Annotated in this window: 22 protein-coding genes and 2 tRNA genes; 6 read left to right on the forward strand and 18 right to left on the reverse strand. The window is 66.0% G+C overall.

The genetic code is table 11. From position 1 onward, the window contains the following. Nucleotides 1-47: 47 nt before the first annotated feature. Genes lpdA through aceE form a run of 3 tightly spaced genes read right to left on the reverse strand, consistent with a single transcriptional unit; the run spans nt 48 to nt 6240 of the window. The gene (gene lpdA / locus P7644_RS11700; RefSeq protein ID WP_404299305.1) at nt 48-1868 is read right to left on the reverse strand and encodes a dihydrolipoyl dehydrogenase; all 1821 of its coding nucleotides are present in this window, start codon (nt 1866-1868) and stop codon (nt 48-50) included. Nucleotides 1869-1881: 13 nt separating this feature from the next. Next, nucleotides 1882-3525 carry a dihydrolipoyllysine-residue acetyltransferase gene (aceF, locus tag P7644_RS11705; RefSeq protein ID WP_404299307.1) on the reverse strand — a complete coding sequence of 548 codons (1644 nt, stop codon included), beginning with the start codon at nt 3523-3525 and terminating at the stop codon, nt 1882-1884. An 18-nt stretch (nt 3526-3543) separates the two neighbouring features. Next, the gene (aceE, locus tag P7644_RS11710; protein ID WP_404299309.1) at nt 3544-6240 is read right to left on the reverse strand and encodes a pyruvate dehydrogenase (acetyl-transferring), homodimeric type; all 2697 of its coding nucleotides are present in this window, start codon (nt 6238-6240) and stop codon (nt 3544-3546) included. Nucleotides 6241-6410: 170 nt separating this feature from the next. On the opposite strand from aceE, the gene P7644_RS11715 reads away from it, so the two are divergent. The 5 genes from P7644_RS11715 to P7644_RS11735 all read left to right on the forward strand — a co-directional run bounded on the left by P7644_RS11715 (nt 6411) and on the right by P7644_RS11735 (nt 13351). Beyond that, nucleotides 6411-8960: a PAS domain S-box protein gene (locus tag P7644_RS11715; protein ID WP_404299310.1), complete on the forward strand. Its 2550-nt coding sequence runs from the start codon at nt 6411-6413 to the stop codon at nt 8958-8960. Continuing rightward, entirely contained in the window at nt 8957-9583 is a 627-nt protein-coding gene (locus tag P7644_RS11720; protein ID WP_404299312.1) for a response regulator transcription factor, read from the forward strand. Before P7644_RS11715 ends, P7644_RS11720 begins: the two co-directional genes overlap by 4 nt. Nucleotides 9584-9665: 82 nt before the next feature. Further along, the gene (gene folD / locus P7644_RS11725; RefSeq protein WP_404299314.1) at nt 9666-10526 is read left to right on the forward strand and encodes a bifunctional methylenetetrahydrofolate dehydrogenase/methenyltetrahydrofolate cyclohydrolase FolD; all 861 of its coding nucleotides are present in this window, start codon (nt 9666-9668) and stop codon (nt 10524-10526) included. 31 nt (nt 10527-10557) lie between these two features. Beyond that, nucleotides 10558-12600, forward strand: coding sequence for a M3 family metallopeptidase (locus P7644_RS11730; RefSeq protein ID WP_404299316.1), 2043 nt, complete (start codon nt 10558-10560; stop codon nt 12598-12600). A 124-nt stretch (nt 12601-12724) separates the two neighbouring features. Further along, the gene (locus tag P7644_RS11735; RefSeq protein WP_404299318.1) at nt 12725-13351 is read left to right on the forward strand and encodes a glutaredoxin family protein; all 627 of its coding nucleotides are present in this window, start codon (nt 12725-12727) and stop codon (nt 13349-13351) included. 6 nt (nt 13352-13357) lie between these two features. Here P7644_RS11735 and rpiA read toward each other — a convergent pair whose 3' ends face one another. Further along, on the reverse strand, nt 13358-14047 hold the full coding sequence (rpiA, locus tag P7644_RS11740; RefSeq protein WP_404299319.1) for a ribose-5-phosphate isomerase RpiA: 690 nt from the start codon (nt 14045-14047) through the stop codon (nt 13358-13360). A 35-nt stretch (nt 14048-14082) separates the two neighbouring features. Here rpiA and P7644_RS11745 point away from each other — a divergent pair, with 35 nt between their 5' ends. After that, entirely contained in the window at nt 14083-15129 is a 1047-nt protein-coding gene (locus P7644_RS11745; protein WP_404299321.1) for a quinone-dependent dihydroorotate dehydrogenase, read from the forward strand. Between the two features lie 61 nt (nt 15130-15190). On the opposite strand, the gene P7644_RS11750 is transcribed toward P7644_RS11745, so the two are convergent. From P7644_RS11750 to iscR, 14 genes are all read right to left on the reverse strand, one after another. Beyond that, nucleotides 15191-15487 carry a hypothetical protein gene (locus tag P7644_RS11750; protein ID WP_404299323.1) on the reverse strand — a complete coding sequence of 99 codons (297 nt, stop codon included), beginning with the start codon at nt 15485-15487 and terminating at the stop codon, nt 15191-15193. Continuing rightward, nucleotides 15487-15882 carry a phage holin family protein gene (locus P7644_RS11755; RefSeq protein ID WP_404303188.1) on the reverse strand — a complete coding sequence of 132 codons (396 nt, stop codon included), beginning with the start codon at nt 15880-15882 and terminating at the stop codon, nt 15487-15489. The genes P7644_RS11750 and P7644_RS11755 overlap by 1 nt, the downstream gene beginning before the upstream one ends. A 33-nt stretch (nt 15883-15915) precedes the next feature. Further along, complete coding sequence (locus tag P7644_RS11760; protein ID WP_404299325.1) at nt 15916-16224, reverse strand: YqjD family protein; 309 nt, start codon at nt 16222-16224, stop codon at nt 15916-15918. A 150-nt stretch (nt 16225-16374) separates the two neighbouring features. Beyond that, entirely contained in the window at nt 16375-17478 is a 1104-nt protein-coding gene (locus P7644_RS11765) for an NAD(P)/FAD-dependent oxidoreductase (RefSeq protein WP_404299327.1), read from the reverse strand. 83 nt (nt 17479-17561) lie between these two features. Further along, nucleotides 17562-17636 (reverse strand) — tRNA-Val (locus P7644_RS11770). A 40-nt stretch (nt 17637-17676) separates the two neighbouring features. Further along, nucleotides 17677-17751 (reverse strand) — tRNA-Val (locus tag P7644_RS11775). Between the two features lie 49 nt (nt 17752-17800). Beyond that, entirely contained in the window at nt 17801-18505 is a 705-nt protein-coding gene (gene dnaQ, locus P7644_RS11780) for a DNA polymerase III subunit epsilon (protein WP_404299329.1), read from the reverse strand. 85 nt (nt 18506-18590) lie between these two features. Further along, nucleotides 18591-18929: an ISC system 2Fe-2S type ferredoxin gene (fdx, locus tag P7644_RS11785; protein ID WP_404299331.1), complete on the reverse strand. Its 339-nt coding sequence runs from the start codon at nt 18927-18929 to the stop codon at nt 18591-18593. 26 nt (nt 18930-18955) lie between these two features. After that, the gene (gene hscA / locus P7644_RS11790; protein ID WP_404299332.1) at nt 18956-20824 is read right to left on the reverse strand and encodes a Fe-S protein assembly chaperone HscA; all 1869 of its coding nucleotides are present in this window, start codon (nt 20822-20824) and stop codon (nt 18956-18958) included. Between the two features lie 36 nt (nt 20825-20860). After that, nucleotides 20861-21379, reverse strand: coding sequence for a Fe-S protein assembly co-chaperone HscB (hscB, locus tag P7644_RS11795; protein WP_404299334.1), 519 nt, complete (start codon nt 21377-21379; stop codon nt 20861-20863). A gap of 61 nt (nt 21380-21440) precedes the next feature. Further along, the gene (gene iscA / locus P7644_RS11800) at nt 21441-21764 is read right to left on the reverse strand and encodes an iron-sulfur cluster assembly protein IscA (RefSeq protein ID WP_404299335.1); all 324 of its coding nucleotides are present in this window, start codon (nt 21762-21764) and stop codon (nt 21441-21443) included. Nucleotides 21765-21771: 7 nt separating this feature from the next. Then, on the reverse strand, nt 21772-22173 hold the full coding sequence (gene iscU / locus P7644_RS11805; protein WP_404299337.1) for a Fe-S cluster assembly scaffold IscU: 402 nt from the start codon (nt 22171-22173) through the stop codon (nt 21772-21774). A 70-nt stretch (nt 22174-22243) separates the two neighbouring features. Then, the gene (locus P7644_RS11810; RefSeq protein WP_404299339.1) at nt 22244-23464 is read right to left on the reverse strand and encodes an IscS subfamily cysteine desulfurase; all 1221 of its coding nucleotides are present in this window, start codon (nt 23462-23464) and stop codon (nt 22244-22246) included. A gap of 112 nt (nt 23465-23576) precedes the next feature. After that, entirely contained in the window at nt 23577-24113 is a 537-nt protein-coding gene (gene iscR, locus P7644_RS11815) for a Fe-S cluster assembly transcriptional regulator IscR (RefSeq protein ID WP_404299341.1), read from the reverse strand. Nucleotides 24114-24208 lie beyond the last annotated feature (95 nt).

The raw sequence follows: 24208 nt of genomic DNA on the forward strand, positions 1-24208 counted from the left end.
CCCGGGCCAGAATGGCCCGGGCTCTTTTTTTGGTGCGCCGATAAGGCTTATTTGCGCGCCGGCGGCACGTCCGTGCAGCTGCCGTGCGCCACCTCGGCCGCCATGCCGATGCTCTCGCCCAGCGTGGGGTGCGGGTGGATGGTCTTGCCGATATCCACCGCATCGGCGCCCATCTCGATGGCCAGGGCGATCTCGCCGATCATGTCGCCGGCGTGCGTGCCGACGATGCCGCCGCCCAGGATGCGGCCATGGCCGTGCGCCTCGGGCGAATCGTCGAACAGCAGCTTGGTGAAGCCCTCGTCGCGGCCGTTGGCAATCGCCCGGCCCGAGGCGGCCCAGGGGAACAGGCCCTTCCTGACCTTGATGCCTTGGGCCTTGGCCTGATCCTCGGTCAGGCCCACCCAGGCGACCTCGGGGTCGGTGTAGGCGACGCTGGGGATCACGCGGGCGTTGAAGGCGGCAGCTGCCAGCTCCTGGTTGCCCTGCAGCTCCCCGGCGATGACTTCCGCCGCCACATGCCCCTCGTGCACCGCCTTGTGCGCCAGCATCGGCTGGCCGACGATGTCGCCGATGGCGAAGATGTGCGCCACGTTGGTGCGCATCTGGATATCGACGTTGATGAAGCCGCGCTCCGTCACCGCCACACCGGCCTTGTCCGCGCCTATCTTCTTGCCGTTGGGGCTGCGGCCCACGGCCTGCAGCACCAGGTCGTAGGTCTGCGGCTCGGGCACGCTGCCGCCTTCCTCTGCCGGGGCGAACGTGACCTTGATGCCCTCGGCAGTGGCCTCGGCGCCCACGGTCTTGGTCTTGAGCATGATGTTGTCGAAGCGGTGCGCGTTCATCTTCTGCCAGACCTTGACCAGGTCGCGGTCGGCGCCCTGCATCAGGCCGTCGAGCATTTCCACCACGTCCAGGCGCGCGCCCAGCGTGGAGTACACCGTGCCCATTTCCAGGCCGATGATGCCCCCGCCCAGAATCAGCATGCGCTTGGGAACACCCTGCAGCGCCAGCGCGCCGGTGGAGTCCACCACGCGCGGGTCGTCGGGCATGAAGGGCAGGCGCACGGCCTGGCTGCCGGCGGCGATGATGGCGCGCCGGAAGGCGACGACCTTCTTGGCGCCGGTCTTGTCCTGGCCCGCTCCGGTGGTTTCTTCGACCTCCAGGTGGTTGCTGCCCACGAAGCTGCCGTAGCCGCGCACGATGGTGACCTTGCGCATCTTGGCCATCTGCGCCAGGCCGCCGGTGAGCTTGGAGATGACCTTTTCCTTGTGGCCGCGCAAGGTGTCCACGTTGACCTGGGGCGCGCCGAAGTCGATACCGGCGGCGGACAGGTGGGCCACCTCGTCCATCACGGCAGCGACGTGTAGCAATGCCTTGGATGGGATGCAGCCCACGTTCAGGCACACGCCGCCCAGGCTGGCGTAGCGCTCCACGATGACGACCTTGAGGCCCAGGTCGGCCGCGCGAAAGGCTGCCGAGTAGCCGCCGGGGCCGCCACCGAGCACCAGCACATCGCACTCCAGATCGGCCGTGCCGCCGAAGCTGCTTGCTACAGGAGCAGGAGCTGCCGACGCTTGTGCAGCGGGCGCTGGAGCCTGTTTTTGCTCAGATGCGGGCACTGCTGCTGCGTCAGCGCTCTCCAGCGTCAGCACCACCGAGCCTTCGCCCACCTTGTCGCCGAGCCTGACCTTCAGCTCCTTGACCACGCCCGCGTGGCTCGACGGGATCTCCATCGATGCCTTGTCGGACTCGACAGTGATCAGGGACTGGTCTACGGCCACGCTGTCGCCGGGCTGGACCAGCACTTCGATCACGCCGACCTCGGCAATGTCGCCAATGTCGGGCACCTTGATGTCGATGACTGCCATGTCAGTATTCCTTTCAGAGCAGCACGCGGCGGAAGTCCGCCAGGATCTGGCCCAGGTAGGCGTTGAAGCGCGCGGCGGCGGCACCATCGATCACGCGGTGGTCCCAGGTGAGCGACAGCGGCAGCATCAGGCGCGGCTGGAATGCCTTGCCGTCCCACACCGGTTCGATGTTGGAGCGGCACACGCCCAGAATGGCGACCTCGGGCGCGTTGATGATGGGCGTGAAGTAGCGCCCGCCGATGCCGCCCAGGCTGGAGATGGTAAAGGTGGCGCCGCTCATGTCGGCCGGGCCGAGCTTGCCGTCGCGCGCCTTCTTGGCGAGTTCGCCCATTTCCTGGCTGATCTGCAGCACGCCCTTCTTGTCGGCGTCCTTGATGACGGGCACGACTAGGCCATTGGGGGTGTCGGCCGCGAAGCCGATGTGCCAGTACTGCTTGTAGACCAGCGCGTCGCCGTCCAGGCTGCTGTTGAACTCGGGGAATTTTTTCAGCGCGGCCACGCAGGCCTTGATGAGGAAGGCGAGCATGGTGACCTTCACGCCGCTCTTCTCGTTCTCCTTGTTGGTGGCCACGCGGAAGGCTTCGAGGTCGGTGATGTCGGCATCGTCGTGGTTGGTGACGGCCGGAATCACAACGGCGTTGCGCGTGAGATTGGCGCCGCTGATCTTCTTGATGCGGGACAGCTCCTTGCGCTCGATGGGGCCGAATTTGGCGAAGTCCACCTTGGGCCAGGGCAGCAGGTCCAGGCCCACGCCGCTGCCGCCACCGGCCGGGGCCTTGGCGGCCTGGGCCTGGGTCTGCACGGCCCCGGCCATCACGGCGCGGGTGAAGGATTGCACGTCCTCGGCCGTGATGCGGCCCTTGGGGCCCGTACCCTTGAGTTCGGGCAGCGGCACGCCGAGCTCGCGCGCGAACTTGCGCACCGAGGGGCTGGCATGCGGCAGCTGGCCAGACGGGGCCGCAGTCGGGTTATGCGCGGGCACAGCCTGTGCGGGGGCTGCAGCAGGGACCGCTGCAGCAGGGGCGGCGGCAGGCGCTGCAGCTGCTGGCGCTGCCGCCGGGGCCGCCACGGCAGCAGGGGCAGCGCCCTCGATCACGGCCACCAGATCACCGACATTCACCTTGTCGCCAAGCTGGACCTTGAGCTCCTTGAGCACACCAGCCACGGGCGACGGTATCTCCATCGAGGCCTTGTCGGACTCGACGGTGAACAGCGACTGCTCGACACGGATGTTGTCGCCCGGCTTGACCAGCAGCTCGATCACGGCCACATCCTTGAAGTCGCCGATGTCGGGCACGCGCACCTCGATGGGGCCGGCGGCAGCGGGTGCTGCTGCAGGTGCAGTTGCTGCTATTTCTGTAGCTGCAGACGATTTCGCAGCGGGCGCTTGAGTCGTTTTTGGCTCAGATGCTGCCGCATCCGCCGTTTCCAGCTCGACAATCACGCTGCCCTGCTTGACCTTGTCGCCAATCTTTACCGCGAGCGCCTTCACGATGCCAGCGTGGCTGGACGGTATCTCCATCGACGCCTTGTCGGATTCGACGGTGATCAGCGACTGCTCGGCCGCGACGCTGTCGCCGGGCTTGACCAGCAGCTCGATCACGCCCACTTCGTCAAAGTCCCCGATATCGGGCACCTGGATCTGAATCAATGCCATGGTTGGTCTCCCTCGCGATTAGGCGTACAGCGGGTTGATCTTGTCGGCATTGATGCCGTAACGGCGAATAGCCTCGGCCACCTTGGTGGCGGGCAGCCGGCCTTCTTCCGAGAGCGCCTTGAGCGCTGCGATGGTGATGTAGTGGCGGTTGATCTCGAAATGCTCGCGCAGCTTGCTGCGGAAGTCCGAGCGGCCAAAGCCGTCCGTGCCCAGCACCTTGTAAGCGCGTCCGGCGGGGATGAAGGCACGGATCTGCTCGGCGTAGTTCTTCATGTAGTCGGTCGAGGCCACCACCGGGCCGCCGTGGCCGGCCAGCTGCTGGGTGACGAAGGGCTGGCGCGGCGCCTCGGTCGGGTGCAGCAGGTTCCAGCGCTCCACGTCCTGGCCCTCGCGGGTGAGTTCGTTGAAGCTGGTGCAGCTCCACACGTCGGCCTGCACGCCCCAGTCGGCCGCCAGGATTTTTTGCGCCTCCAGCGACTCGCGCAGGATGGAGCCCGAGCCCAGCAACTGCACACGCAAGTCACCTTGGGCCCCCTGCTTGCACAGGTACATGCCCTTCAGGATCTGCTCTTCGGTGCCGGCGACCAGGCCCGGCATGGCGTAGTTCTCGTTGAGCAGCGTGATGTAGTAGTAGACGTTTTCCTGCCTCTCCACCATGCGCTTCAAGCCGTGCTGCATGATCACGCCGACCTCGTGCGCGAAGGTCGGGTCGTAGCTGACGCAGTTGGGGATGGTGCTGGCCAGGATGTGGCTGTGGCCGTCCTCGTGCTGCAGGCCCTCGCCATTGAGCGTGGTGCGCCCGCTGGTGCCGCCCAGGATGAAGCCGCGCGCCTGCATGTCGCCGGCGGCCCAGGCGAAGTCGCCAAAGCGCTGGAAGCCGAACATCGAGTAGTAGACGAAGAACGGGATCATGATGCGGTTGTTCGTCGAGTACGACGTGGCCGCCGCAATCCACGAGCAGATGCCGCCCGCCTCGTTGATGCCTTCCTGCAGGATCTGGCCGGCCTTGTCCTCGCGGTAGTACATCACCTGGTCGCGATCGACCGGGGTGTACTGCTGGCCCAGCGGGTTGTAGATGCCGATCTGGCGGAACAGGCCCTCCATGCCGAAGGTGCGCGCCTCATCCACCAGGATGGGCACGACGCGCGGGCCCAGCGCCTTGTCGCGCAAGAGCTGCGTCAGGAAGCGCACATAGGCCTGGGTGGTGCTGATCTCGCGGCCCTCGGCCGTGGGTTCCAGCACGGCCTTGAAGGTGTCCAGCGAGGGCACGGTGAAATGCTCGTCGGCCTGCTCGCGGCGGTGCGGCAGGTAGCCGCCCAGAGCCTTGCGGCGCTCGTGCAGGTACTTCATTTCCGGCGTGTCGTCGGCCGGCTTGTAGTAGGGCAGCTTGTCAAGCTCGCTGTCGGGAATCGGGATGTTGAAGCGGTCGCGGATGTAGCGGATGTCCTCATCGTCGAGCTTCTTCGTCTGGTGCACGGTGTTCTTGGCCTCGCCGGCCTTGCCCATGCCGTAGCCCTTGACGGTCTTGACCAGCAGCACCGTGGGCTGGCCCTGGTGCGCATTGGCCGCGTGGAAGGCCGCATACACCTTCTCGGGCTCATGGCCGCCGCGGCGCAGCTCCCAGATTTCATCGTCGGTGAGATGCTCGACTAATTTTGCCGTCTCGGGGTACTTGCCGAAGAAATGCTTGCGGATGTAGGCGCCGTCCATGGCGCGGTAGGTTTGGTAGTCGCCGTCCAGCGTCTCCATCATCACCTGCTTGAGCTTGCCGCTCTTGTCGCGCGCCAGCAGATCGTCCCAGCCCTTGCCCCACAGCAGCTTGATGACATGCCAGCCGGCGCCGCGGAAGTCGCCCTCCAGCTCCTGCACGATCTTGCCGTTGCCGCGCACCGGGCCATCGAGGCGCTGCAGGTTGCAGTTGATGACGAAGATCAGGTTGTCTAGGTTCTCGCGCGCGGCCAGGCTGATCGCGCCCTTGCTCTCTGGCTCGTCCATCTCGCCGTCGCCCAGGAACACCCAGACCCGGCGGTTGTCGGTCTTGGCGATGCCGCGTGCGTGCAGGTACTTCAGAAAGCGCGCCTGGTAGATCGCCATCATCGGCCCCAGGCCCATGGAGACGGTGGGGAACTGCCAGAAACCCGGCATCAGCTTGGGGTGGGGGTAGCTTGACAGGCCCTTGCCGTCCACCTCCTGGCGGAAATTCTCCAGCTGCTCTTCGGTGATACGGCCCTCCAGGAAGGCGCGTGCGTAGATGCCCGGTGCGCTGTGGCCCTGGAAGTAAATGCAATCGCCGCCATGGCCTTCGCTCTCGGCATGCCAGAAATGATTGAAGCCCGCCCCCCACATGGAGGCCAACGAGGCAAACGAGCCGATATGCCCGCCCAGATCGCCGCCGTCGGCCGGGTGCAAGCGGTTGGCGCGCACCACCATGGCCATGGCATTCCAGCGCATGTAGGCGCGCAGACGCTTTTCGATCGCGATGTTGCCGGGGCAGCGTGTCTCCTGCTCGGGCTCGATGGTGTTCACATAGCCGGTGTTGGCCGAGAACGGCAGGTCGATGCTGCTCTGGCGCGCCTGCTCCAGGAGCTGCTCCAGCAGGAAGTGGGCGCGCTCGGGCCCCTCCTTTTCGATGACGGCGGACAAGGCCTCCAGCCATTCACGGGTTTCCTCTTGATCGGTATCGACTGCACTCAGCACTTTGGACGGATCGGGCATACCGTGTCTCCTTTTGAAATCAGTGGCAAAGGTGAAATATGGCGCAAGTGTCGCATAATTTTTTTGGTTTTCAAATGGCGCCTATCAATTTCTTATTATGAAATTTTGTTGCGGCTGCACAATATTTCTTCGATCGAAACCAAGCTCGGCCCCGCCTTAAACTCTGCTCCATGGCCTCTCCCCAAGCCCCCTCCGCCCCAGCCGTGTCAGCCGTGAAAACACCGGCGCGCTGGTGGCGCTCGTGGTGGCGCAGCCTCTCACCCGTGCACCAGGACCGCTTTGCCGCCCTGGCCCCCCTGGCAGCGGTGCTGATGTTTCTGGCGGCCATCGCCGCGTCCTTCTGGTACTTGCGCACCGAAGAGGTGGTGCGAGAAAAGGAAGCGCTCAAACGCGACGTTGAATATGCCCAGCAGCGCGTGCGTTTGCGCCTGCTCGAGCGCCAGGATCAGATCATGCGCATTGCGCGCGACCTATCCAACGAAGAATTGGAACGCGCCGACTTCGTGAGCCGCACCGAGTCCCTGATCAGCCAGTACCCCGAGCTGCAATCCGTTACCTGGATCGATGAACGCCGCCGCATTCGCGCCACCCAGGCAGCACCCACGGTGACCAGCAGCCAGTTGTACGTAAACGGCGAGGTGCTGAAAAAAGGTGAAACGGCTGAACTCTTCAAGCTGGCACGCGACCTGCAGCAGCCCGTGTACTCGTTGCCGATGGCCGGCACGGGAGACACCGCTGCGCTGCTGCAGCTGCAGGTGCCGCTGTCACCGCAGGGCAAGTTTGGCGGCGTGGTGCTGGCCGAATACTCCATAGACAGCCTGCTGCGTTACGGCACGCCAACGGAGGTTCTGGCACGCTACGCCATGACCGTGCTCGATGGCAATGGCCAGGTGCTGGCCGGCACGCCACTGCCCCCCAGGCGCAACACCCTGCTGCCCTGGACTACCAAGGCCAACGCGTACGCCATTCCCGTCGCCCCGGTGGGCAATGGCCTGGTGCTGCGCGCCCAGGCCTACCGCACCTCCCTGGGGGTCGTGGGCAGCGGCCTGTTCTGGCTCGTGGGCAGCCTGAGCGTGATGACCTCATGGCTCTTGATTGCCACCTGGCGCCACACACGCCGGCGCCAGCAGGCCCAGCAGGCCTTGGTGGCGGAGACGAACTTCCGCCGCGCGATGGAGAACTCCATCCTCACCGGCATGCGCGCTCTCGACCTGAATGGGCGCATCACCTACGTGAATGCCGCGTTCTGCCAGATGACGGGCTGGACCGAGGCCGAGCTGGTGGGCCAGACCCCGCCCTACAGCTATTGGCCCGAGGGTGAATACGAGAAGCTGCAAGCCAATCTGCGTGACGAGCTCTCGGGCAAGACCATGCCGGGAGGCTTTCAGGTGCGCGTGCGGCGCAAGAGCGGCGCACTGTTCGATGCGCGCCTGTACGTCTCGCCGCTGATCGACGCACGCGGCCAGCAGACGGGCTGGATGACGTCCATGACCGACATCACCGAGCCCAACCGCGTACGCGAACAGCTCACCGCCTCGCACGAACGCTTCACCATCGTGCTGGAGGCCCTGGACGCATCGGTCTCCGTCGCCCCCCTGGGCAGCCAGGAACTGCTGTTTGCCAACCGCCTGTACCGCCAGTGGTTCGGCTCGCAGACCGGCGGCCATCTGGAGATGGTGGCGCAGGCGGGCTTGCCGCCTTCATCGTCGAACGCAAGCGCCATGGATGAAGAGGACGCACTCATGGGCCTGCCCCTGGACCCGTTGACCAGCGCCCACTCGGAGAACGCCGAGATCTACCGCAGCGACCTGGGCAAATGGCTGGAGGTGCGCTCGCGCTACCTGAACTGGGTCGATGGGCGGCTGGCGCAGATGGTGATCGCCACCGACATCACGCCGCGGCGCGTGGCCGAGGAGCTGGCCGCGCGCCAGGCCGAGCGCGCCCAATCGGTGAGCCGGCTCATCACCATGGGCGAGATGGCGTCGAGCGTGGCGCATGAGCTGAACCAGCCGCTCACGGCCATCAGCAACTATTGCAGCGGCATGGTCTCGCGCATCCAGAATGGCCAGATCAGCGAGGAGGCCCTGCTGTCGGCACTGCAGAAGACTGCGCACCAGGCCCAGCGCGCGGGCCAGATCATCCAGCGCATTCGCGCCTTCGTGAAGAAAAGCGAACCCAACCGCACGCTGGCCAATGTGCACGAGATGGTGGGCGAGGCGCTGGAGCTGGCCGAGATCGAGCTGCGCCGCCACAACGTGCGCCTGACCCACTATGTGGCGGCGCGACTGCCCCCGGTGATGGCCGATACCATCCTGATCGAGCAGGTGCTGATCAACCTGATGAAGAACGGCGCAGAATCCATTGCCCAGGCCCAGCGTCCGCCCGCGCAGCGCAGCGTGGAGCTGCGCGTGGTGCCACGCCAGGTGGACGGTGCCGCCGTGATCGAATTCATCGTGCAAGATACCGGCAAGGGCCTGGCGCCCGAGGTGCTGACACATTTGTTCGAGGCCTTCTTCTCTACCAAGAGCGAGGGCATGGGCATTGGCCTGAACCTGTGCCGCAGCATCGTCGAATCGCACCAGGGCAGGATGCACGCAGAGAACCTCTACAATGCCACGGAGGTCACCGGTTGCCGGTTCTCCTTCTGGCTACCACTTGCCAATGCATCGGATGCCACTATCAATTCCGAAGCAACGCCAACCCCAAGGACTATTGCATGAGCTTGATTCCGAAAAAAGGCACCGTCTACGTCGTTGATGACGATGAAGCCGTCCGCGATTCACTTCAATGGCTACTGGAAGGCAAGGATTACCGGGTGCGGTGCTTCGATTCTGCGGAATCATTCCTCACGCGCTACGACCCGCGCGAGGTGGCCTGCCTGATCGTCGACATACGCATGGGCGGCATGACCGGCCTGGAACTGCAGGACCGCCTGCTGGAGCGCAAATCACCCCTGCCCATCGTCTTCATCACCGGCCATGGCGACGTGCCCATGGCCGTGAACACCATGAAAAAGGGCGCGCTGGATTTCATCCAGAAACCCTTTGACGAGCAGGAGCTTCTGGGCCTGGTCGAGCGCATGCTCGATCATGCGCGCGAGGCCTTCGCCGGCTACCAGCAGGCCGCCAGCCGCGACGCGCTGCTGTCCAAGCTCACCAGCCGCGAGGCCCAGGTGCTTGAGCGCATCGTCGCCGGCCGTTTGAACAAGCAGATCGCCGACGACCTGGGCATCAGCATCAAGACCGTGGAGGCGCACCGCGCCAACATCATGGAAAAGCTCAACGCCAACACCGTGGCGGACCTGCTCAAGATCGCCCTGGGGCAGCAAGCAGCCAAGGCCTGATTCACTATATTTTTTGCAGCTGCCGGCGCATACCCAATAAGCGTCAGGCAGCTTTTTCATTTGTATCTCACAGACTTCGAACATGACCGCCCAACTGATTGACGGCAACGCCCTCTCGCGCCAACTGCGCGCGCAAGTCGCCCAGCGCACCCAGGCCCTGAAGACGCGCGGCATCACCCCGGGCCTGGCCGTCGGCCTGGTGGGCGAGAACCCGGCCAGCCAGGTCTACGTGCGCAACAAGGTCAAGGCCTGCGAGGACGTGGGCTTCTCTTCGGTGCTGGAAAAGTACGATGCCAGCCTGACTGAAGAACAGCTGCTGGCGCGCGTAGCGGCGCTGAACAACGACCCGAGCATCCACGGCATCCTGGTGCAGCTGCCGCTGCCCAAGCACATCGACGACCACAAGGTCATCGAGGCCATCTCGCCGCTGAAGGACGTGGACGGCTTCCACGTCGCCAGCGCCGGCGCGCTGATGGTGGGCGAGGTCGGCTTCAAGGCCTGCACGCCCTATGGCTGCATGAAGATGCTGGAATCGATTGGCATGCAGGACCTGCGCGGCAAGCACGCCGTGGTCATAGGCCGCTCCAACATCGTCGGCAAGCCCATGGCCATGATGCTGCTGGCTGCCAATGCCACCGTCACCGTGTGCCACAGCGGCACGGCAGACCTCGCCGCCATGACGCGCCAGGCCGACATCGTGGTCGCCGCCGTGGGCAAGCGCAACGTGCTCACGGCGTCCATGGTCAAGCCCGGCGCCGTGGTCATCGACGTGGGCATGAACCGCAACGACGAAGGCAAGCTCTGCGGCGACGTGGACTTCGAGGGCGTGAAAGAGGTGGCCGGCTGGATCACCCCCGTGCCCGGCGGTGTCGGCCCGATGACCATCACCATGCTGCTGGTCAACACGCTGGAGGCGGCAGAGCGCCTGCAGGTTGCTTCTTGAACCGTCCCCCGGCAACGCCATCTAAACGCGCATGAACAATCCCCTCCTCGACTTCTCCGGCCATATCCCCTTCGATCGCATCACGCCCGCCGACGTGGCCCCGGCCGTGGAGCAACTGCTGGCACGCGCCGACGCCGCACTGGATGCCGTCACCCAGCCGGACTTTCCGGCGCTATGGGATTCCATAGCACGCGTGCTGGACGTGGCCACCGAGGAGCTGGGCCGCGCCTGGGGCGCCGTGAGCCACCTGAACAGCGTGGCCGACACGCCCGAACTGCGCGCCGCCTACAACGCCGCCCTGCCCCGGGTCACCGAGTTCTGGACCCGCCTGGGCGCCGACGAGCGCCTGTACGCCAAGTACAAGGCCATTGATCCGGCCACGCTCAACCCCGAACAGCGCCAGGCGCACAGCAACGCCATGCGCAACTTCCGGCTCTCGGGCGCCGAGCTGCAGGGCGCGGCCAAGGAGCGCTTTGCCGCGATCCAGGAACGCCTGGCCGCACTGCAGCAAAAGTTCAGCGAGAACGTGCTCGACGCCACCGACGCCTTCGCCTATTACGCCAGCGCCGATGAGCTCGATGGCCTACCTGCCGACGTCATCCAGACCGCGCGCGCCGCGGCTGAAGGCGAGGGCCAGGAGGGCTACAAGCTCACGCTGAAAATGCCCTGCTACCTGCCGGTGATGCAGTTCGCCAAAAGCAGCGCGCTGCGCGAGAGGCTCTACCACGCCTACGTCACGCGCGCCTCCGACCAGGCCGCGGGCGAGGCCGCACGCTTTGACAACAGCGCCGTGATGGCCGAAATCCTCGCCCTGCGCCAGGAAGAGGCGCGGCTGCTCGGCTACGACAACTTCGGCCAGGTATCGCTGGTGCCCAAGATGGCGCACACGCCCGAGCAGGTCACGCATTTCCTGCGTGACCTGGGCCATCGCGCCCGCCCCTTCGCCGAGAAGGATGTAGCCGACCTGCGCACCTTCGCCGCCGAGCAACTGGGCCTTGCCGCCCCGCAGGCCTGGGACTGGCCCTATATCTCCGAACAGCTCAAGGAGGCGCGCTACGCCTTCAGCGAGCAGGAGCTCAAGCAATACTTCACGGCGCCCAAGGTGCTGGCCGGGCTGTTCAAGATCGTCGAGACGCTGTTCGAGGTCGCCATCCGCCGCGACCAGGCCCCCGTATGGAACGACGCCGTCGAGTTCTACCGCATAGAGCGGAACGGTGCCAATGGCCCCGAACTGGTGGGCCAGTTCTACCTGGACCAGCCCGCGCGCCAAGGCAAACGCGGCGGCGCCTGGATGGACGACGCGCGCACCCGCTGGCTGCGCCCCGATACGGATCGGCTGCAGACCCCCGTGGCGTACCTGGTGTGCAATTTCGCAGGCGGCGTGGAGGGCCGTCCGCCGCTGCTCACGCACGACGACGTGATCACGCTGTTCCACGAGTTCGGCCACGGCCTGCACCACATGCTCACCCAGGTCAACGAACGCGATGTCTCGGGCATCAGCGGCGTGGAATGGGACGCCGTGGAGCTGCCCAGCCAGTTCATGGAGAACTTCTGCTGGGAATGGGAGGTGCTGCGGCACATGACCGCCCATGTCGAGACCGGCGAGCCCCTGCCGCGCGCGCTCTACGACAAGATGATCGCCGCCAAGAACTTTCAGGCCGGCATGCAGACCCTGCGCCAGATCGAGTTCGCGCTGTTCGACATGCTGCTGCACACCGAGCACGACCCGAAGGACGACCCGCTGCCGCTGCTCGAACGCGTGCGCGACGAGGTTGCCGTGCTCAGGCCCCCGGCCTTCAGCCGCACGGCCCACAGCTTCAGTCATATCTTCGCGGGCGGCTACGCCGCCGGCTACTACAGCTACAAATGGGCCGAGGTGCTCTCCGCCGATGCCTACGCGGCCTTCGAGGAAACCGCAGGCGCCGATGGCGAGCCCAGCCTGGAGACCGGCCGGCGCTACCGCCAGAGCATCCTGGAGGCCGGCGGCAGCCGCCCCGCCATGGAGTCCTTCAAGGCCTTCCGCGGGCGCGAGCCCCAACTCGACGCACTGCTGCGCCACCAGGGCATGGCATAGTAAAAAGTGAGCTGCCAGCGCTTGCCAGTCAATGAATTGAGGCTGTTTTCTATCTAACCACCTGATTCAGCAAGCGCTAACAGCTATGATTTTATGGCCCAGGGCCAAGAATAGGAGTGCCTGCATGACCCTCATTCGCCATGCCGCCACGGCGGCCGCCTGCACGCTGCTGGCCCTGGCCGCGCAGGCCCAGCAGGTCTACCGCAGCGTGGGGCCGGACGGCAAGGTCACGTTCTCCGACCGCGCGCCCGCCACTGGCGCCGACGCAACCCAGATCGGCAGCGGCCAGCGCGCCAGCGGCAGCAACGACACCCTGCCCTACCCGCTGCGCCAGATCGCCGCGCGCTTTCCCGTGACGCTGTACACCGGCAGCGACTGCATGCCCTGCAACAGCGCGCGCAACCTGCTCATCAACCGCGGCATACCGTTCACGGAGCGCACCGTGGCCAGCAACGAGGACATCGATGCGCTCAGGCGCCTCAGCGGTGACGCCAGCCTGCCCTTTGGCAGCATAGGCGGCCAGCAGCTCAAGGGATTCTCGGACAGCGAATGGAGCCAGTACCTGGACGCGGCCGGCTACCCCGCGCAGTCTCAGCTGCCCCCCAGCTACCGCCGCCCGCCACCCCAGCCCTTGGTCGCCGTGCCGGCCAAGCCGGCTGTGAGCGCGACTGAAAATGCCGTACCGCCCGCCCCGCCTCCGGCACCGGCCACGGGCCGCACGCCGACCAATCCGGCCGGCATCGTCTTCTGAACTATTTCAGAACGTCAGCGTGCGCACGCCCTGCGCCGTGCCCAGCAGGCACACATGGGCCTTCTGGTGCGCAAACACGCCCACGGTGACCACGCCGGGCCACTGGTTCACCTCGCTCTCGAAGGCCAGCGGCTCGGTGATGGAAAGGCCGCGCACATCCAGGATGTGCTGGCCGTTGTCGGTCACCAGCGGCCGGCCATCCTTCAGGCGCAGCGTGGCCTGCCCGCCCAGGGCTTCGAAGCGGCGCGCGATCTGCGCCGCGGCCATGGGAATCACCTCCACCGGCAGCGGGAAGGCTCCCAGCACCTGGACCAGCTTGGAATCGTCCGCGATGCAGACAAAGCGCCGCGCCAGCGCCGCCACGATCTTCTCGCGCGTGAGCGCCGCACCGCCGCCCTTGACCATGTGGCCGCGGCCGTCGATCTCGTCGGCGCCGTCGATGTAGACCGACAGCGCGTCCACCTCGTTGGCATCGAACACGGGAATGCCCAGCGCCTTGAGCCGGGCGGTGCTGGCCTCGGAGCTGGACACCGCGCCGCGGATGCGCTCCCTCATCGAGGCCAGCGCGTCGATGAATTTGTTCACCGTGGAGCCCGTACCCACGCCCACGATCTCGCCGGGCACGACATATTGCAGCGCGGCCTGGCCTACCAGGGTCTTGAGTTCGTCTTGAGAGAGAGAGTTGGGTGCAGTCATGGGAGAAAATCGCAAGTGAATCTTGAATTATCCCCATGTCCCTACTCCCCTACGCCCTCGCCCGCCCTTTTCTCTTCGGCATGGATGCCGAAGCCGCCCACGAACTGACCATGGACATGCTGGCGCGCGGCCAGCACACCCCCCTGCAATGGGCTTGGTGCAATGAAACCGTAAGCGACCCCATCACACTCGCCGGCCTGCGCTTTCCCAACCGTGTGGGCCTGGCCGCGGGGCTGGACAAGAATGCGCGCTGCATCGACGCGCTGGCCGCCATGGGTTTCGGCTTCGTCGAGGTCGGCACCGTGACCCCCAAGGCCCAGCCGGGCAACCCCAAGCCGCGCATGTTCCGCCTGCCCGCGGCACGCGCCCTCATCAACCGCCTGGGTTTCAACAACGAGGGGCTGGACGCCTTCATCGCCAACGTGCGCCGCTCCCAGGTACGTGCCCAGGGCAAGCCGCTGCTGCTGGGCCTGAACATCGGCAAGAACGCCAGCACGCCCATCGAACAGGCCACGAGCGACTACCTCAGCTGCCTGGAGGGCGTGTACCCGCACGCCGACTATGTGACGGTGAACATCAGCTCGCCCAACACCCAGAACCTGCGCGCCCTGCAAAGCGACGAGGCCCTTGACGCACTGCTGGGCGCGATTGCCGAGCACCGCGAGCGGCTGGCCGGGCGCGAAGGCCGGCGCGTGCCCATCTTCGTGAAGATCGCCCCCGACCTCACCGAGGAGCAGGTCGCCGTGATCGCCGCCACGCTGCAGCGCCACGGCATGGATGGCGTGGTCGCCACCAACACCACCATCACCCGCGACGCCGTGCAGGGCCTGGCCCACGCGGGCGAGGCCGGGGGCCTGAGCGGCGCGCCGGTGCGCGAAGCCAGCAACGCCGTCATCCGCCAACTGCGCGCCGCGCTGGGCCCGGCGTTTCCCATCATCGGCGTGGGCGGCGTCATGAGCGCCGAAGATGCCGTGGGCAAGATCCGCGCGGGGGCCGACGTGGTACAGATCTACACCGGCCTGATCTACGAGGGCCCGGCCCTGGTCGGCCGCGCGGCCCGCGCCATACAGGCCATGCGCTGATACCTGCCCCAAAAACACAAGGGCCGCACATGGCGGCCCTTGGGCAATCAGAGGCAGCAGATCATCCGCGCCGCATGCGCAAGATGGCAGGCAGCACGACACCGGCCCAGCGTATCACGCGATGAGGGCCTGCCAGTGCGGCAACGCCGAGCGCGGCCGCAACCGCCAGTGGATGCAGGCGGGCAAAACTCAAAAGGCGCGCGGGCAGCGGATCGGCAGGGTTCACGCGCCCCTGCGCGGCCGCCGTGGCACGTGCCTGGCGCAGGGCATCGCGCCGTGCACGCAGGCGCTCGCGCTGGGCAAGAATGCGATCCAGCACCTGTTGCTGCTGCGGCGTGGGCGGTGGGGGGGTGGGCATCAGAGCTGCTCCTTGATCACGCGCCAGTCCTGCGCCAGCTCGCGGCGCGTAAGCGCAAAGGCATTGCGCGCCTGGCGCGCCAGGGCCACCAAGGCCACCAGCACGCCGCCGCAGGCCACGAACCACATGCCCGCCAGCACCCAGGCCACCAGCGCACGCTGGGGCGTGTCCCAGAACTGCACCAGCACGGCCGCCGACAGCAGCAGCAGGCTCACCACGGCCAGGGCGCCGAAGACCACCAGCAGCAGCGCCAGCAGCGCCAGGCGGCGCTTGTGGTCGGCCCACTCCAGGCGCGCCAGCTCCATGCGGTCCTCTACCGCCATTGCCCCCTCAGAAACGGCCGCGCGCCAGCGTCCGGCCAAGCCTTGCAGGTTCAGCAGCGAAGTCCAGTTGATGCGCCCCATGGGTGAACTGCCGGCAGGTGGCGCTCAACGGCGCGCCAGCAGAAAGCCCACCAGCGCGCCCACGGCCAGCGCGGCACTGGCCACGCGCCAGGGCTCATCGTGGGCATAGCGGTCTGCTGCGCGGGCGGCATCCTTGGCCTGGTCGGCAGCCTGGTGCGCGGCGCGCACGGTGGCATCGCGCACGGACTGGATGCCATCGTCCAAGCGCTGGCGCAGTTGCTTGATCTCGGGGATGCCGTCCAGATCGCGGCTCGCCAGCAGGCCGCGCAGATCGCCGACGAGCTTCTCAAGCTCGCCCTGGGTAGTGGAGATGGTTTCGGATACGGAGGACATAGACAAGCCTTTCATAGCAGGAAACAACGGCAACACGCCAGCCATGGCGAACATGTAGGCGGACGCTTCATCTTAGCCCAGCCAGTCGGTTTCCCAAATGATTCATGGCCGCAATCTGATGTTTGCCGCGCCATCGGCACGCCCTGCGCTTCACTCGTCCAGCATGTCCCGCACATGCGCGCCAATGGCCAGCGCACTGGTCAGGCCGGGCGATTCGATACCAAACAGGTTGACCAGGCCGGCCACGCCATGCTGGCGCGGCCCTTGGATCAGAAAGTCGGCCGCCGGCTCCTGCGGCCCGTGGATCTTCGGGCGAATGCCCGCATAGCCCGCGGCCAGGGCGCCGTCGCGCAGGCCCGGCCAGTACTTGCGCACCTCGGCATAAAAGGCCGCGCCACGGCTCGCGTCCACCACCAGATCGTCGGGGCCGTCCACCCACTGCACATCCGGCCCGAACTTGGCCTGGCCACCCAGGTCCAGCGTCAGGTGCACGCCCAGCCCGGCGGCCTCGGGCACAGGGTAAATCAGGTGATCAAACGGTGCGCGGCCCGAGAGCGTGAAATAGTTGCCCTTGGCATACGCTGCCTGCGGCACATGGGCGGGATCTAGTCCCGAGAAGCTGCGCGCCAGGTCCGGCGCATACAGGCCGGCCGCATTCACCACCGTGCGGGCGCTGATGCGGGTACCATCCATTGCTTCAAGATAAATAGCATCTGGCGCGCACTGGGCATTGGCCAGGGGCGAATTCAATGCCAAAATGCCGCCGGCATTCTCCAGGTCGCCGAGCAGCGCCAGCATGAGCGCGTGGCTGTCCACAATGCCCGTGCTGGGGGACAGCAGTGCGGCCACGCATTCGAGCTCGGGCTCCAACGCCCTGGCCTCCTCGCGCGTAAGCCACTCAAGGTCATGCACGCCATTGGCGGCCGCACGCTGCCGGATACCCTCGAGTTGCGCCTGCTGCTCGGCCGAGGTGGCCACGATGAGCTTGCCGCAGCGCCGGTGCGGCAGGCCACGCTCGCCGCAATAGCCGTACAGCATGGCCTTGCCCTGCACGCACAGGCGCGCCTTGAGCGAACCCTGGGGGTAGTAAATGCCGGCGTGTATCACCTCGCTGTTGCGCGAACTGGTTTCCGTGCCGATGGCGTTGGCCGCCTCCAGCACCAGCACCTCGCGCCCGGCCAGGGCCAGCGCACGCGCCACGGCCAGGCCCACCACACCTGCGCCGATAACGACGCAATCCACCATGTCGCTCATCGATTCCCCCGTCCAGATTCAAGCAGTGTTACGGATTAGGAAGCAAAAAACCCCTTGCAGGCAAGCCTTGCAAGGGGTTTATCTGGTGGGTGATACATGGATCGAACATGTGACCCCTGCCGTGTGAAGGCAGTGCTCTACCGCTGAGCTAATCACCCTTTGGCAAGACCCTTTGACGGGGCCATGCCACTGGAAAACTGGTGGGTGATACATGGATCGAACATGTGACCCCTGCCGTGTGAAGGCAGTGCTCTACCGCTGAGCTAATCACCCGTGTCGTTATTGCGACAGCCTGCGATTATGGCATAGCTTTTAGGCGGCCTCAGCAAGTTCGCCAAATAGTTTTGCCACCGCTGGATTTGTCGATCTGCGCAAGCAGGTCTTCGTGTTCTGCCAGTTCCTGCTCGTTGGCTGCCAGCACCGGCAATGCCAGGGCGCTCAGGTCCACGGCCGCGACCCTCACGCCGCCCTCGCCCTCGGGAGCATCGTCCATGATCAGCAGCGCATCCTGGCCGCGGGTCAGGTTGATGTAGACGTCGGCGAGCAGTTCGGCGTCCAGCAGGGCGCCATGGAGCTGGCGGCCCGAGTTGTCGACCTCCAGGCGGTCGCACAGCGCGTCCAGCGAGTTGCGCTTGCCCGGGAACATCTCCTTGGCCATGGCCAGGGTGTCGGTGATGCGGTCCACATACGTGGCCAGCGGCGGCAGGCCGACGAGTTCCAGCTCCTTGTTCAGGAAGCCGATGTCAAAGCCCGCGTTGTGGATGATGAGCTCGGCACCCTGCAGGTACTCCAGGATGTCCTTGACGCACTCGGCAAACCTGGGCTTGTCCTTGAGGAACTCGTTGCTGATGCCGTGTACCTTGAGCGCGTCCTCGTGGCTGTCGCGTTCGGGATTGAAGTACAGGTGCAGGTTGTTGCCGCTGAGCTTACGGCTCAGCAACTCCACGCAACCGAGCTCGATGATGCGGTCACCGCCCTCGGCCGACAGGCCCGTGGTTTCGGTGTCCAGCACGATCTGGCGCGTCATACGTGCCCCCACGCTCGGCACTTCGTGTCCTCGCTGCCCCCCAAGGGGGCGCGAGCTTGCTTGGGGCGGCCCGGCGCTGCGCTCATCAGTGATTCTCCCTGGCGTGGTTGATGGTGTACCTGGGGATTTCCACCGTCACGTCGGCCTGCGCCAGGATGGCCTGGCAGGACAGGCGCGACTGCGGCTCCAGGCCCCAGGCGCGGTCGAGCAGGTCTTCCTCCTCCTCCTCGGCCTCGCCCAGCGACGCGAAGCCCTGGCGCACGATGACGTGGCAGGTGGTGCAGGCGCAGCTCATGTCGCAGGCATGCTCGATCATGATGTCGTTGTCCAGCAGCGCCTCGCAGATCGAGGTGCCTGCGGGCGCGGTGATCTCGGCGCCCTCGGGGCAGTATTCGTGGTGGGGCAGGATTTTGATGACGGGCATGGCAGCCTGAAATTTGGAAAAGGAATTTAGAGCGCGCTGACGTTCTTGCCGGCCAGTGCGTCACGTATGCCGCGGTTCATGCGCCGGGCGGCGAAGGCCTCGGTGCCCCTGGCCAGGGCGCCGGTTGCGGCCTCGACGGCGGCGGCATCCTGGCCCGCCTCCAGCACCGCACCCAGCGCCTGCATCAGGGCTTCGATGGCCGTGCGCTCATCGGGCGTGAGCAGGTCGCCATCGGCGTCCAGCGCGCTCTTCGTGGCGATCAGCAGGCGATCGGCATCGACGCATGCCTCCACCAGCGCACGTGCCTGCATGTCCTGCTCGGCCGTGGCAAAGCCGTCCTGCAGCATGCGGGCGATCTGCTCGTCGGAGAGGCCGTAGGAGGGCTTGACGTCGATGCGCGCCTCCACGCCGCTGATCTGCTCGCACGCGCTCACGCTGAGCAGGCCGTCGGCATCCACGGTGAAGGTCACGCGGATGCGCGCCGCGCCCGCAGCCATGGGCGGGATGCCGCGCAGCTCGAAGCGCGCCAGGCTGCGGCAGTCCTGCACCAGGTCGCGCTCGCCCTGCACCACATGCAGGGCCAGGGCCGTCTGCCCGTCCTTGTAGGTGGTGAAGTCTTGCGCCTTGGCCGTGGGAATGGTCTCGTTGCGGCCAACGATGCGCTCCACCAGGCCACCCATGGTCTCCAGCCCCAGCGACAGCGGGATCACGTCGAGCAGCAGCAGGTCGCCGGCGGAGTCGTTGCCGGCCAGCTGGTTGGCCTGGATGGCCGCGCCCAGGGCGACCACCTCGTCGGGGTTCAGGTTGGTCAGGGGCTCGCAGCCGAAGAAATCGGCCACCGCCTCGCGCACCTGGGGCATGCGGGTGGAACCACCCACCAGCACCACGCCCTGCACCTCCTCGCGCCCGATCTGCGCGTCGCGCAACGCGCGGCGCACGGCCGAGAGCGAACGCTGAGTGAGTGCGGCCGTAACCATCGCGAAGTCCGAACGTTTAACGTCAAATCTGGCATTAACACCCGCCAAATCTGCGCTGAAAGCTACAACTTCAGAAGCAGTAAGAGCTTCTTTGCAGGCGCGGGCCGCCAGGCGCACCGCCGCCTTGTCCTCGGGTGTACGCGCCTGCAGGCCCAGTTGCTGCAGCACCCAGTCGGCGAGCAGCGCATCGTAGTCGTCCCCCCCCAGGGCCGAGTCGCCCCCGGTGGCGATGACCTCGAACACGCCCTGGGTGAGGCGCAATATGGAAATGTCGAAGGTGCCGCCACCCAGGTCGTACACGGCGTAGACGCCCTCGGCGGCGTTGTCCAGGCCGTAGGCGATGGCGGCGGCCGTGGGCTCGTTGATCAGGCGCAGCAGGTTCAGGCCGGCCAGGCGCGCCGCGTCCTTGGTGGCCTGGCGCTGCGCATCGTCGAAGTAGGCCGGCACGGTGATGACGGCGCCGTAGATGTCGCTGTCAAAGCTGTCCTCGGCGCGAAAGCGCAGCGTGGCCAGGATCTCGGCGCTGACCTCGACGGGCGACTTCGTGCCCGCGGCCGTGGCCAGGGTCAACATGCCGCCCACGCCCTGGGCAGGAACGAAGTCGTAGGGAAGTTTCTCGTGCCCGGCAATGTCCGCCAGGCCCCGCCCCATGAAGCGCTTGACGGATGCCAGCGTATTCGCCGGGTCCAGCGTCTGCGCCGCGGCGGCCTCGTGCCCGATGTGGCGCGCACCGCCCGCAAGGTAGCGCACGATCGAGGGCAGCAGCACCCTGCCCTGCGCGTCCGGCAGGCATTCGGCCACGCCATTGCGCACCGCGGCCACCAGCGAGTGCGTGGTGCCCAGGTCTATGCCCACGGCAATGCGCCGCTGGTGCGGGTCGGGGGACTGGCCGGGTTCGGAGATCTGCAGAAGCGCCATGGAGTGAGTCAGGGGCAAAGTGGTGAAGGCAATTCGTTATTGTCCCAGTTGCTCGCGGCGCGAATCGATGTCCTGCGCAAATCGCGCAATGAACATGAGGGATCTGACCTCGCGCGCCGCGCCGGCCCAGTCCTGGCGCACATCGATCAGCTCGCCGCAGCGCGCCAGGGCGGCGCTTCGGGCCGCCTGCGTCTCATCGTCCAGGGCGTCGAGCTCGGCCGCGCCGGCTGCCTCGTCCAGCGCCTCGCGCCACTGCATCTGCTGCATCAGAAAGGCCGCGGGCATGGCCGTGTTGTCCTCGGCGCGTATCGGTGCGCCGTGCAGTTCGCACAGGTAGGCGGCGCGCCTGAGCGGGTCCTTCAGCCGCTGGTAGGCCTCGTTGATGCGCACCGACCACTGCATGGCCACGCGCTGCGCGGCCGCGCCCTGGGCGGCGAAGCGGTCGGGGTGGGCCTCGCGCTGCAGGTCCTTCCAGCGCGCATCCAGCGCGGTCCGGTCCTGGGCGAAGCGGCGCGGCACGCCAAAAAGTTCGAAGTCGTCGGATTGGAGGTTCATGGCAATAAAAAACCGCCAGCACGGGCAGCGGTGGCGGTTGGTACGGGGCGCAATGGCAGCCTCAAACGCGGAAGCTCTCTCCACAACCGCAGCGGTCGCGCTCGTTGGGGTTGATGAAGCGAAAGCCCTCGTTCAAGCCCTCGCGCACAAAGTCGAGCTCGGTGCCGTCGATGTAGGCCAGGCTCTTGGGGTCGATCAGCACCTTGACACCGTGGGCCTCGAAGACGATGTCCTCGGGCGCCTGCTCGTCCACATATTCGAGCTTGTAGGCCAGGCCCGAGCAGCCCGTGGTCTTGACGCCCAGGCGCACGCCCACGCCCTTGCCACGGCGGGCCAGGTAGCGGGTTACATGCCGGGCAGCGGCTTCGGTCAGCGTGATGGCCATGGTCGTATCAGGCGGCTTCCACGGCCGCTTCGTGCTTGGCCTTGTAGTCGTTCACGGCGGCCTTGATGGCGTCCTCAGCCAGGATGGAGCAGTGAATCTTCACCGGCGGCAATGCCAGCTCTTCGGCGATCTGGCTGTTCTTCAGCTGCGCCGCCTCGTCCAGCGTCTTGCCCTTGACCCATTCGGTCACCAGCGACGACGAGGCGATGGCCGAGCCGCAGCCATAGGTCTTGAAGCGCGCGTCCTCGATCACGCCGGTGTCGGGGTTCACCTTGATCTGCAGCTTCATCACGTCGCCGCAGGCGGGCGCGCCCACCATGCCGGTACCCACCGAGTCGTCACCCTTGTCGAACGAGCCGACGTTGCGGGGGTTTTCGTAATGGTCGATGACTTTGTCGGAATAGGCCATAATTTACTCCTGTTTTAATAGCTTCCAGCGCTTTATATATAAGGGCTGGAGGCCAATTCAATACATATTCTTAGTGCGCTGCCCATTGGATGGTGCTCAGGTCCACGCCATCCTGGTACATCTCCCACAGCGGGCTGAGTTCGCGCAGCTTGGCCACGTTGTGGCGGATGGTGCTGATCGCGTAGTCGATCTCTTCCTCGGTCGTGAAGCGGCCGATGGTCATGCGCAGGCTGCTGTGGGCCAGCTCGTCGCTGCGGCCCAGGGCGCGCAGCACGTAGCTGGGCTCCAGGCTGGCCGAGGTGCAGGCCGAGCCGCTGGAGACCGCCAGGCCCTTGATGCCCATGATCAGCGACTCGCCCTCGACGTAGTTGAAGCTCATGTTCAGGTTCTGCGGCACACGGTGCTCCAGGCTGCCGTTAATGAACACCTGCTCGATGTCCTTCAGGCCGTCAAGCAGGCGCTGCTGCAGCACGCGGGCCCTGGCGTTCACCTCGTGCATCTCGGCCTTGATGAGGCGGAAGGCCTCGCCCATGCCCACGATCTGATGCGTGGGCAGCGTGCCGGAGCGCATGCCGCGCTCGTGGCCGCCACCGTGCATCTGCGCCTCCAGGCGCACGCGGGGCTTGCGGCGCACATACAGAGCACCCACGCCCTTGGGGCCGTAGGTCTTGTGCGCGGTCATGCTCATCAGGTCGATGGGCAGCTTCTGCATGTCGATCTCGACGCGTCCCGTAGCCTGGGCGGCATCCACATGCAGCAGGATGCCTTTTTCGCGGCAGATCGCGCCAATCGCGGGAATGTCCTGGATCACGCCGATTTCGTTGTTCACGAACAGCACGCTGACCAGGATGGTGTCGGGGCGCAGGGCCGCCTTGAAGGCGTCCAGATCCAGCAGGCCATCGGGCTGCACGTCCATGTAGGTCACCTCAAAGCCCTGGCGCTCCAGTTCGCGCATGGTGTCCAGCACGGCCTTGTGCTCGGTCTTGAGCGTGATGAGGTGCTTGCCCTTGCCCTGGTAGAAGTGCGCGGCGCCCTTGAGCGCCAGGTTGATGGACTCGGTGGCGCCGCTGGTCCAGACGATCTCGCGCGGGTCGGCGCCGATCAGGTCGGCCACATGGCCACGGGCTTTTTCCACGGCCTCTTCGGCCTCCCAGCCCCAGGCATGGCTGCGCGACGCCGGATTGCCGAAATGCTCGCGCAACCACGGAATCATGGCGTCGACGACGCGCTGATCCACAGGGGTCGTGGCACCGTAGTCAAGGTATATGGGGAAATGCGGGGTCATGTCCATGGTTGGCTCAAGTACAAGGCTCTGGCTGACGCGAGTCAGAAATCAAACGGAATAATGCGGTCACGGCCCTGCGCCCTGGCTTGCGCCATCGCCGGGCACTGGGTAAGCAGACTCAGGACTTGGCGAACGCGTTGCCCAAGGCAAACACCGAGTTCGGCGCATTCACGCGGATCGGCTTGACCACCGGGGTGGTGGAAATCGCGCGGCGCGTGACGGGCCGGTCCTCGATCTGCACGCCCTTGGCGAGCTGGTCGTCCACCAGCTTTTGCAGCGTGACCGAATCCAGGAACTCCACCATGCGCTGGTTCAGCGTGGCCCACAGCTCGTGCGTCATGCAGCGGCCGGCCTCGCCCAGGCAGTTTTCCTTGCCGCCGCACTGGGTGGCGTCGATGGGCTCATCGACCGAGACAATGATGTCGGCCACGGTGATATCACCTGCCTTGCGCGCCAGCGTGTAACCCCCACCGGGGCCGCGCGTGGACTCCACCAGTTCATGGCGACGCAGCTTGCCAAACAGCTGCTCCAGATAGGACAGCGAAATTTGCTGGCGCTGGCTGATTGCGGCCAGCGTGACGGGGCCATTATTTTGGCGCAGTGCCAAGTCAATCATGGCAGTGACCGCAAAACGGCCTTTGGTGGTGAGACGCATCGTGAGCTCCTTGTCTAGGTCTAGGCGTGATCGTGATAGAAAAACACCGCAAGGCTGGTTGAACCACGCCCGGGCACCGTCCCCGCCCTTTTCCC

The sequence above is a fragment of the Alicycliphilus denitrificans genome, assembly GCF_044792555.1.
Classification (GTDB): domain Bacteria; phylum Pseudomonadota; class Gammaproteobacteria; order Burkholderiales; family Burkholderiaceae_C; genus Alicycliphilus; species Alicycliphilus denitrificans_A.

Excerpts from the sequence above, each read along its gene's own strand:
- lpdA (WP_404299305.1), bottom strand. The coding sequence starts at position 1,868 with ATGGCAGTCATCGACATCAAGGTGCCCGACATTGGCGACATTGCCGAG.
- aceF (WP_404299307.1), bottom strand. The coding sequence starts at position 3,525 with ATGGCATTGATTCAGATCCAGGTGCCCGATATCGGGGACTTTGACGAA.
- aceE (WP_404299309.1), bottom strand. The coding sequence starts at position 6,240 with ATGCCCGATCCGTCCAAAGTGCTGAGTGCAGTCGATACCGATCAAGAG.
- P7644_RS11715 (WP_404299310.1), top strand. The coding sequence starts at position 6,411 with ATGGCCTCTCCCCAAGCCCCCTCCGCCCCAGCCGTGTCAGCCGTGAAA.
- P7644_RS11720 (WP_404299312.1), top strand. The coding sequence starts at position 8,957 with ATGAGCTTGATTCCGAAAAAAGGCACCGTCTACGTCGTTGATGACGAT.
- folD (WP_404299314.1), top strand. The coding sequence starts at position 9,666 with ATGACCGCCCAACTGATTGACGGCAACGCCCTCTCGCGCCAACTGCGC.
- P7644_RS11730 (WP_404299316.1), top strand. The coding sequence starts at position 10,558 with ATGAACAATCCCCTCCTCGACTTCTCCGGCCATATCCCCTTCGATCGC.
- P7644_RS11735 (WP_404299318.1), top strand. The coding sequence starts at position 12,725 with ATGACCCTCATTCGCCATGCCGCCACGGCGGCCGCCTGCACGCTGCTG.
- rpiA (WP_404299319.1), bottom strand. The coding sequence starts at position 14,047 with ATGACTGCACCCAACTCTCTCTCTCAAGACGAACTCAAGACCCTGGTA.
- P7644_RS11745 (WP_404299321.1), top strand. The coding sequence starts at position 14,083 with ATGTCCCTACTCCCCTACGCCCTCGCCCGCCCTTTTCTCTTCGGCATG.
- P7644_RS11750 (WP_404299323.1), bottom strand. The coding sequence starts at position 15,487 with ATGCCCACCCCCCCACCGCCCACGCCGCAGCAGCAACAGGTGCTGGAT.
- P7644_RS11760 (WP_404299325.1), bottom strand. The coding sequence starts at position 16,224 with ATGTCCTCCGTATCCGAAACCATCTCCACTACCCAGGGCGAGCTTGAG.
- P7644_RS11765 (WP_404299327.1), bottom strand. The coding sequence starts at position 17,478 with ATGAGCGACATGGTGGATTGCGTCGTTATCGGCGCAGGTGTGGTGGGC.
- dnaQ (WP_404299329.1), bottom strand. The coding sequence starts at position 18,505 with ATGACGCGCCAGATCGTGCTGGACACCGAAACCACGGGCCTGTCGGCC.
- fdx (WP_404299331.1), bottom strand. The coding sequence starts at position 18,929 with ATGCCCGTCATCAAAATCCTGCCCCACCACGAATACTGCCCCGAGGGC.
- hscA (WP_404299332.1), bottom strand. The coding sequence starts at position 20,824 with ATGGCGCTTCTGCAGATCTCCGAACCCGGCCAGTCCCCCGACCCGCAC.
- hscB (WP_404299334.1), bottom strand. The coding sequence starts at position 21,379 with ATGAACCTCCAATCCGACGACTTCGAACTTTTTGGCGTGCCGCGCCGC.
- iscA (WP_404299335.1), bottom strand. The coding sequence starts at position 21,764 with ATGGCCATCACGCTGACCGAAGCCGCTGCCCGGCATGTAACCCGCTAC.
- iscU (WP_404299337.1), bottom strand. The coding sequence starts at position 22,173 with ATGGCCTATTCCGACAAAGTCATCGACCATTACGAAAACCCCCGCAAC.
- P7644_RS11810 (WP_404299339.1), bottom strand. The coding sequence starts at position 23,464 with ATGGACATGACCCCGCATTTCCCCATATACCTTGACTACGGTGCCACG.
- iscR (WP_404299341.1), bottom strand. The coding sequence starts at position 24,113 with ATGCGTCTCACCACCAAAGGCCGTTTTGCGGTCACTGCCATGATTGAC.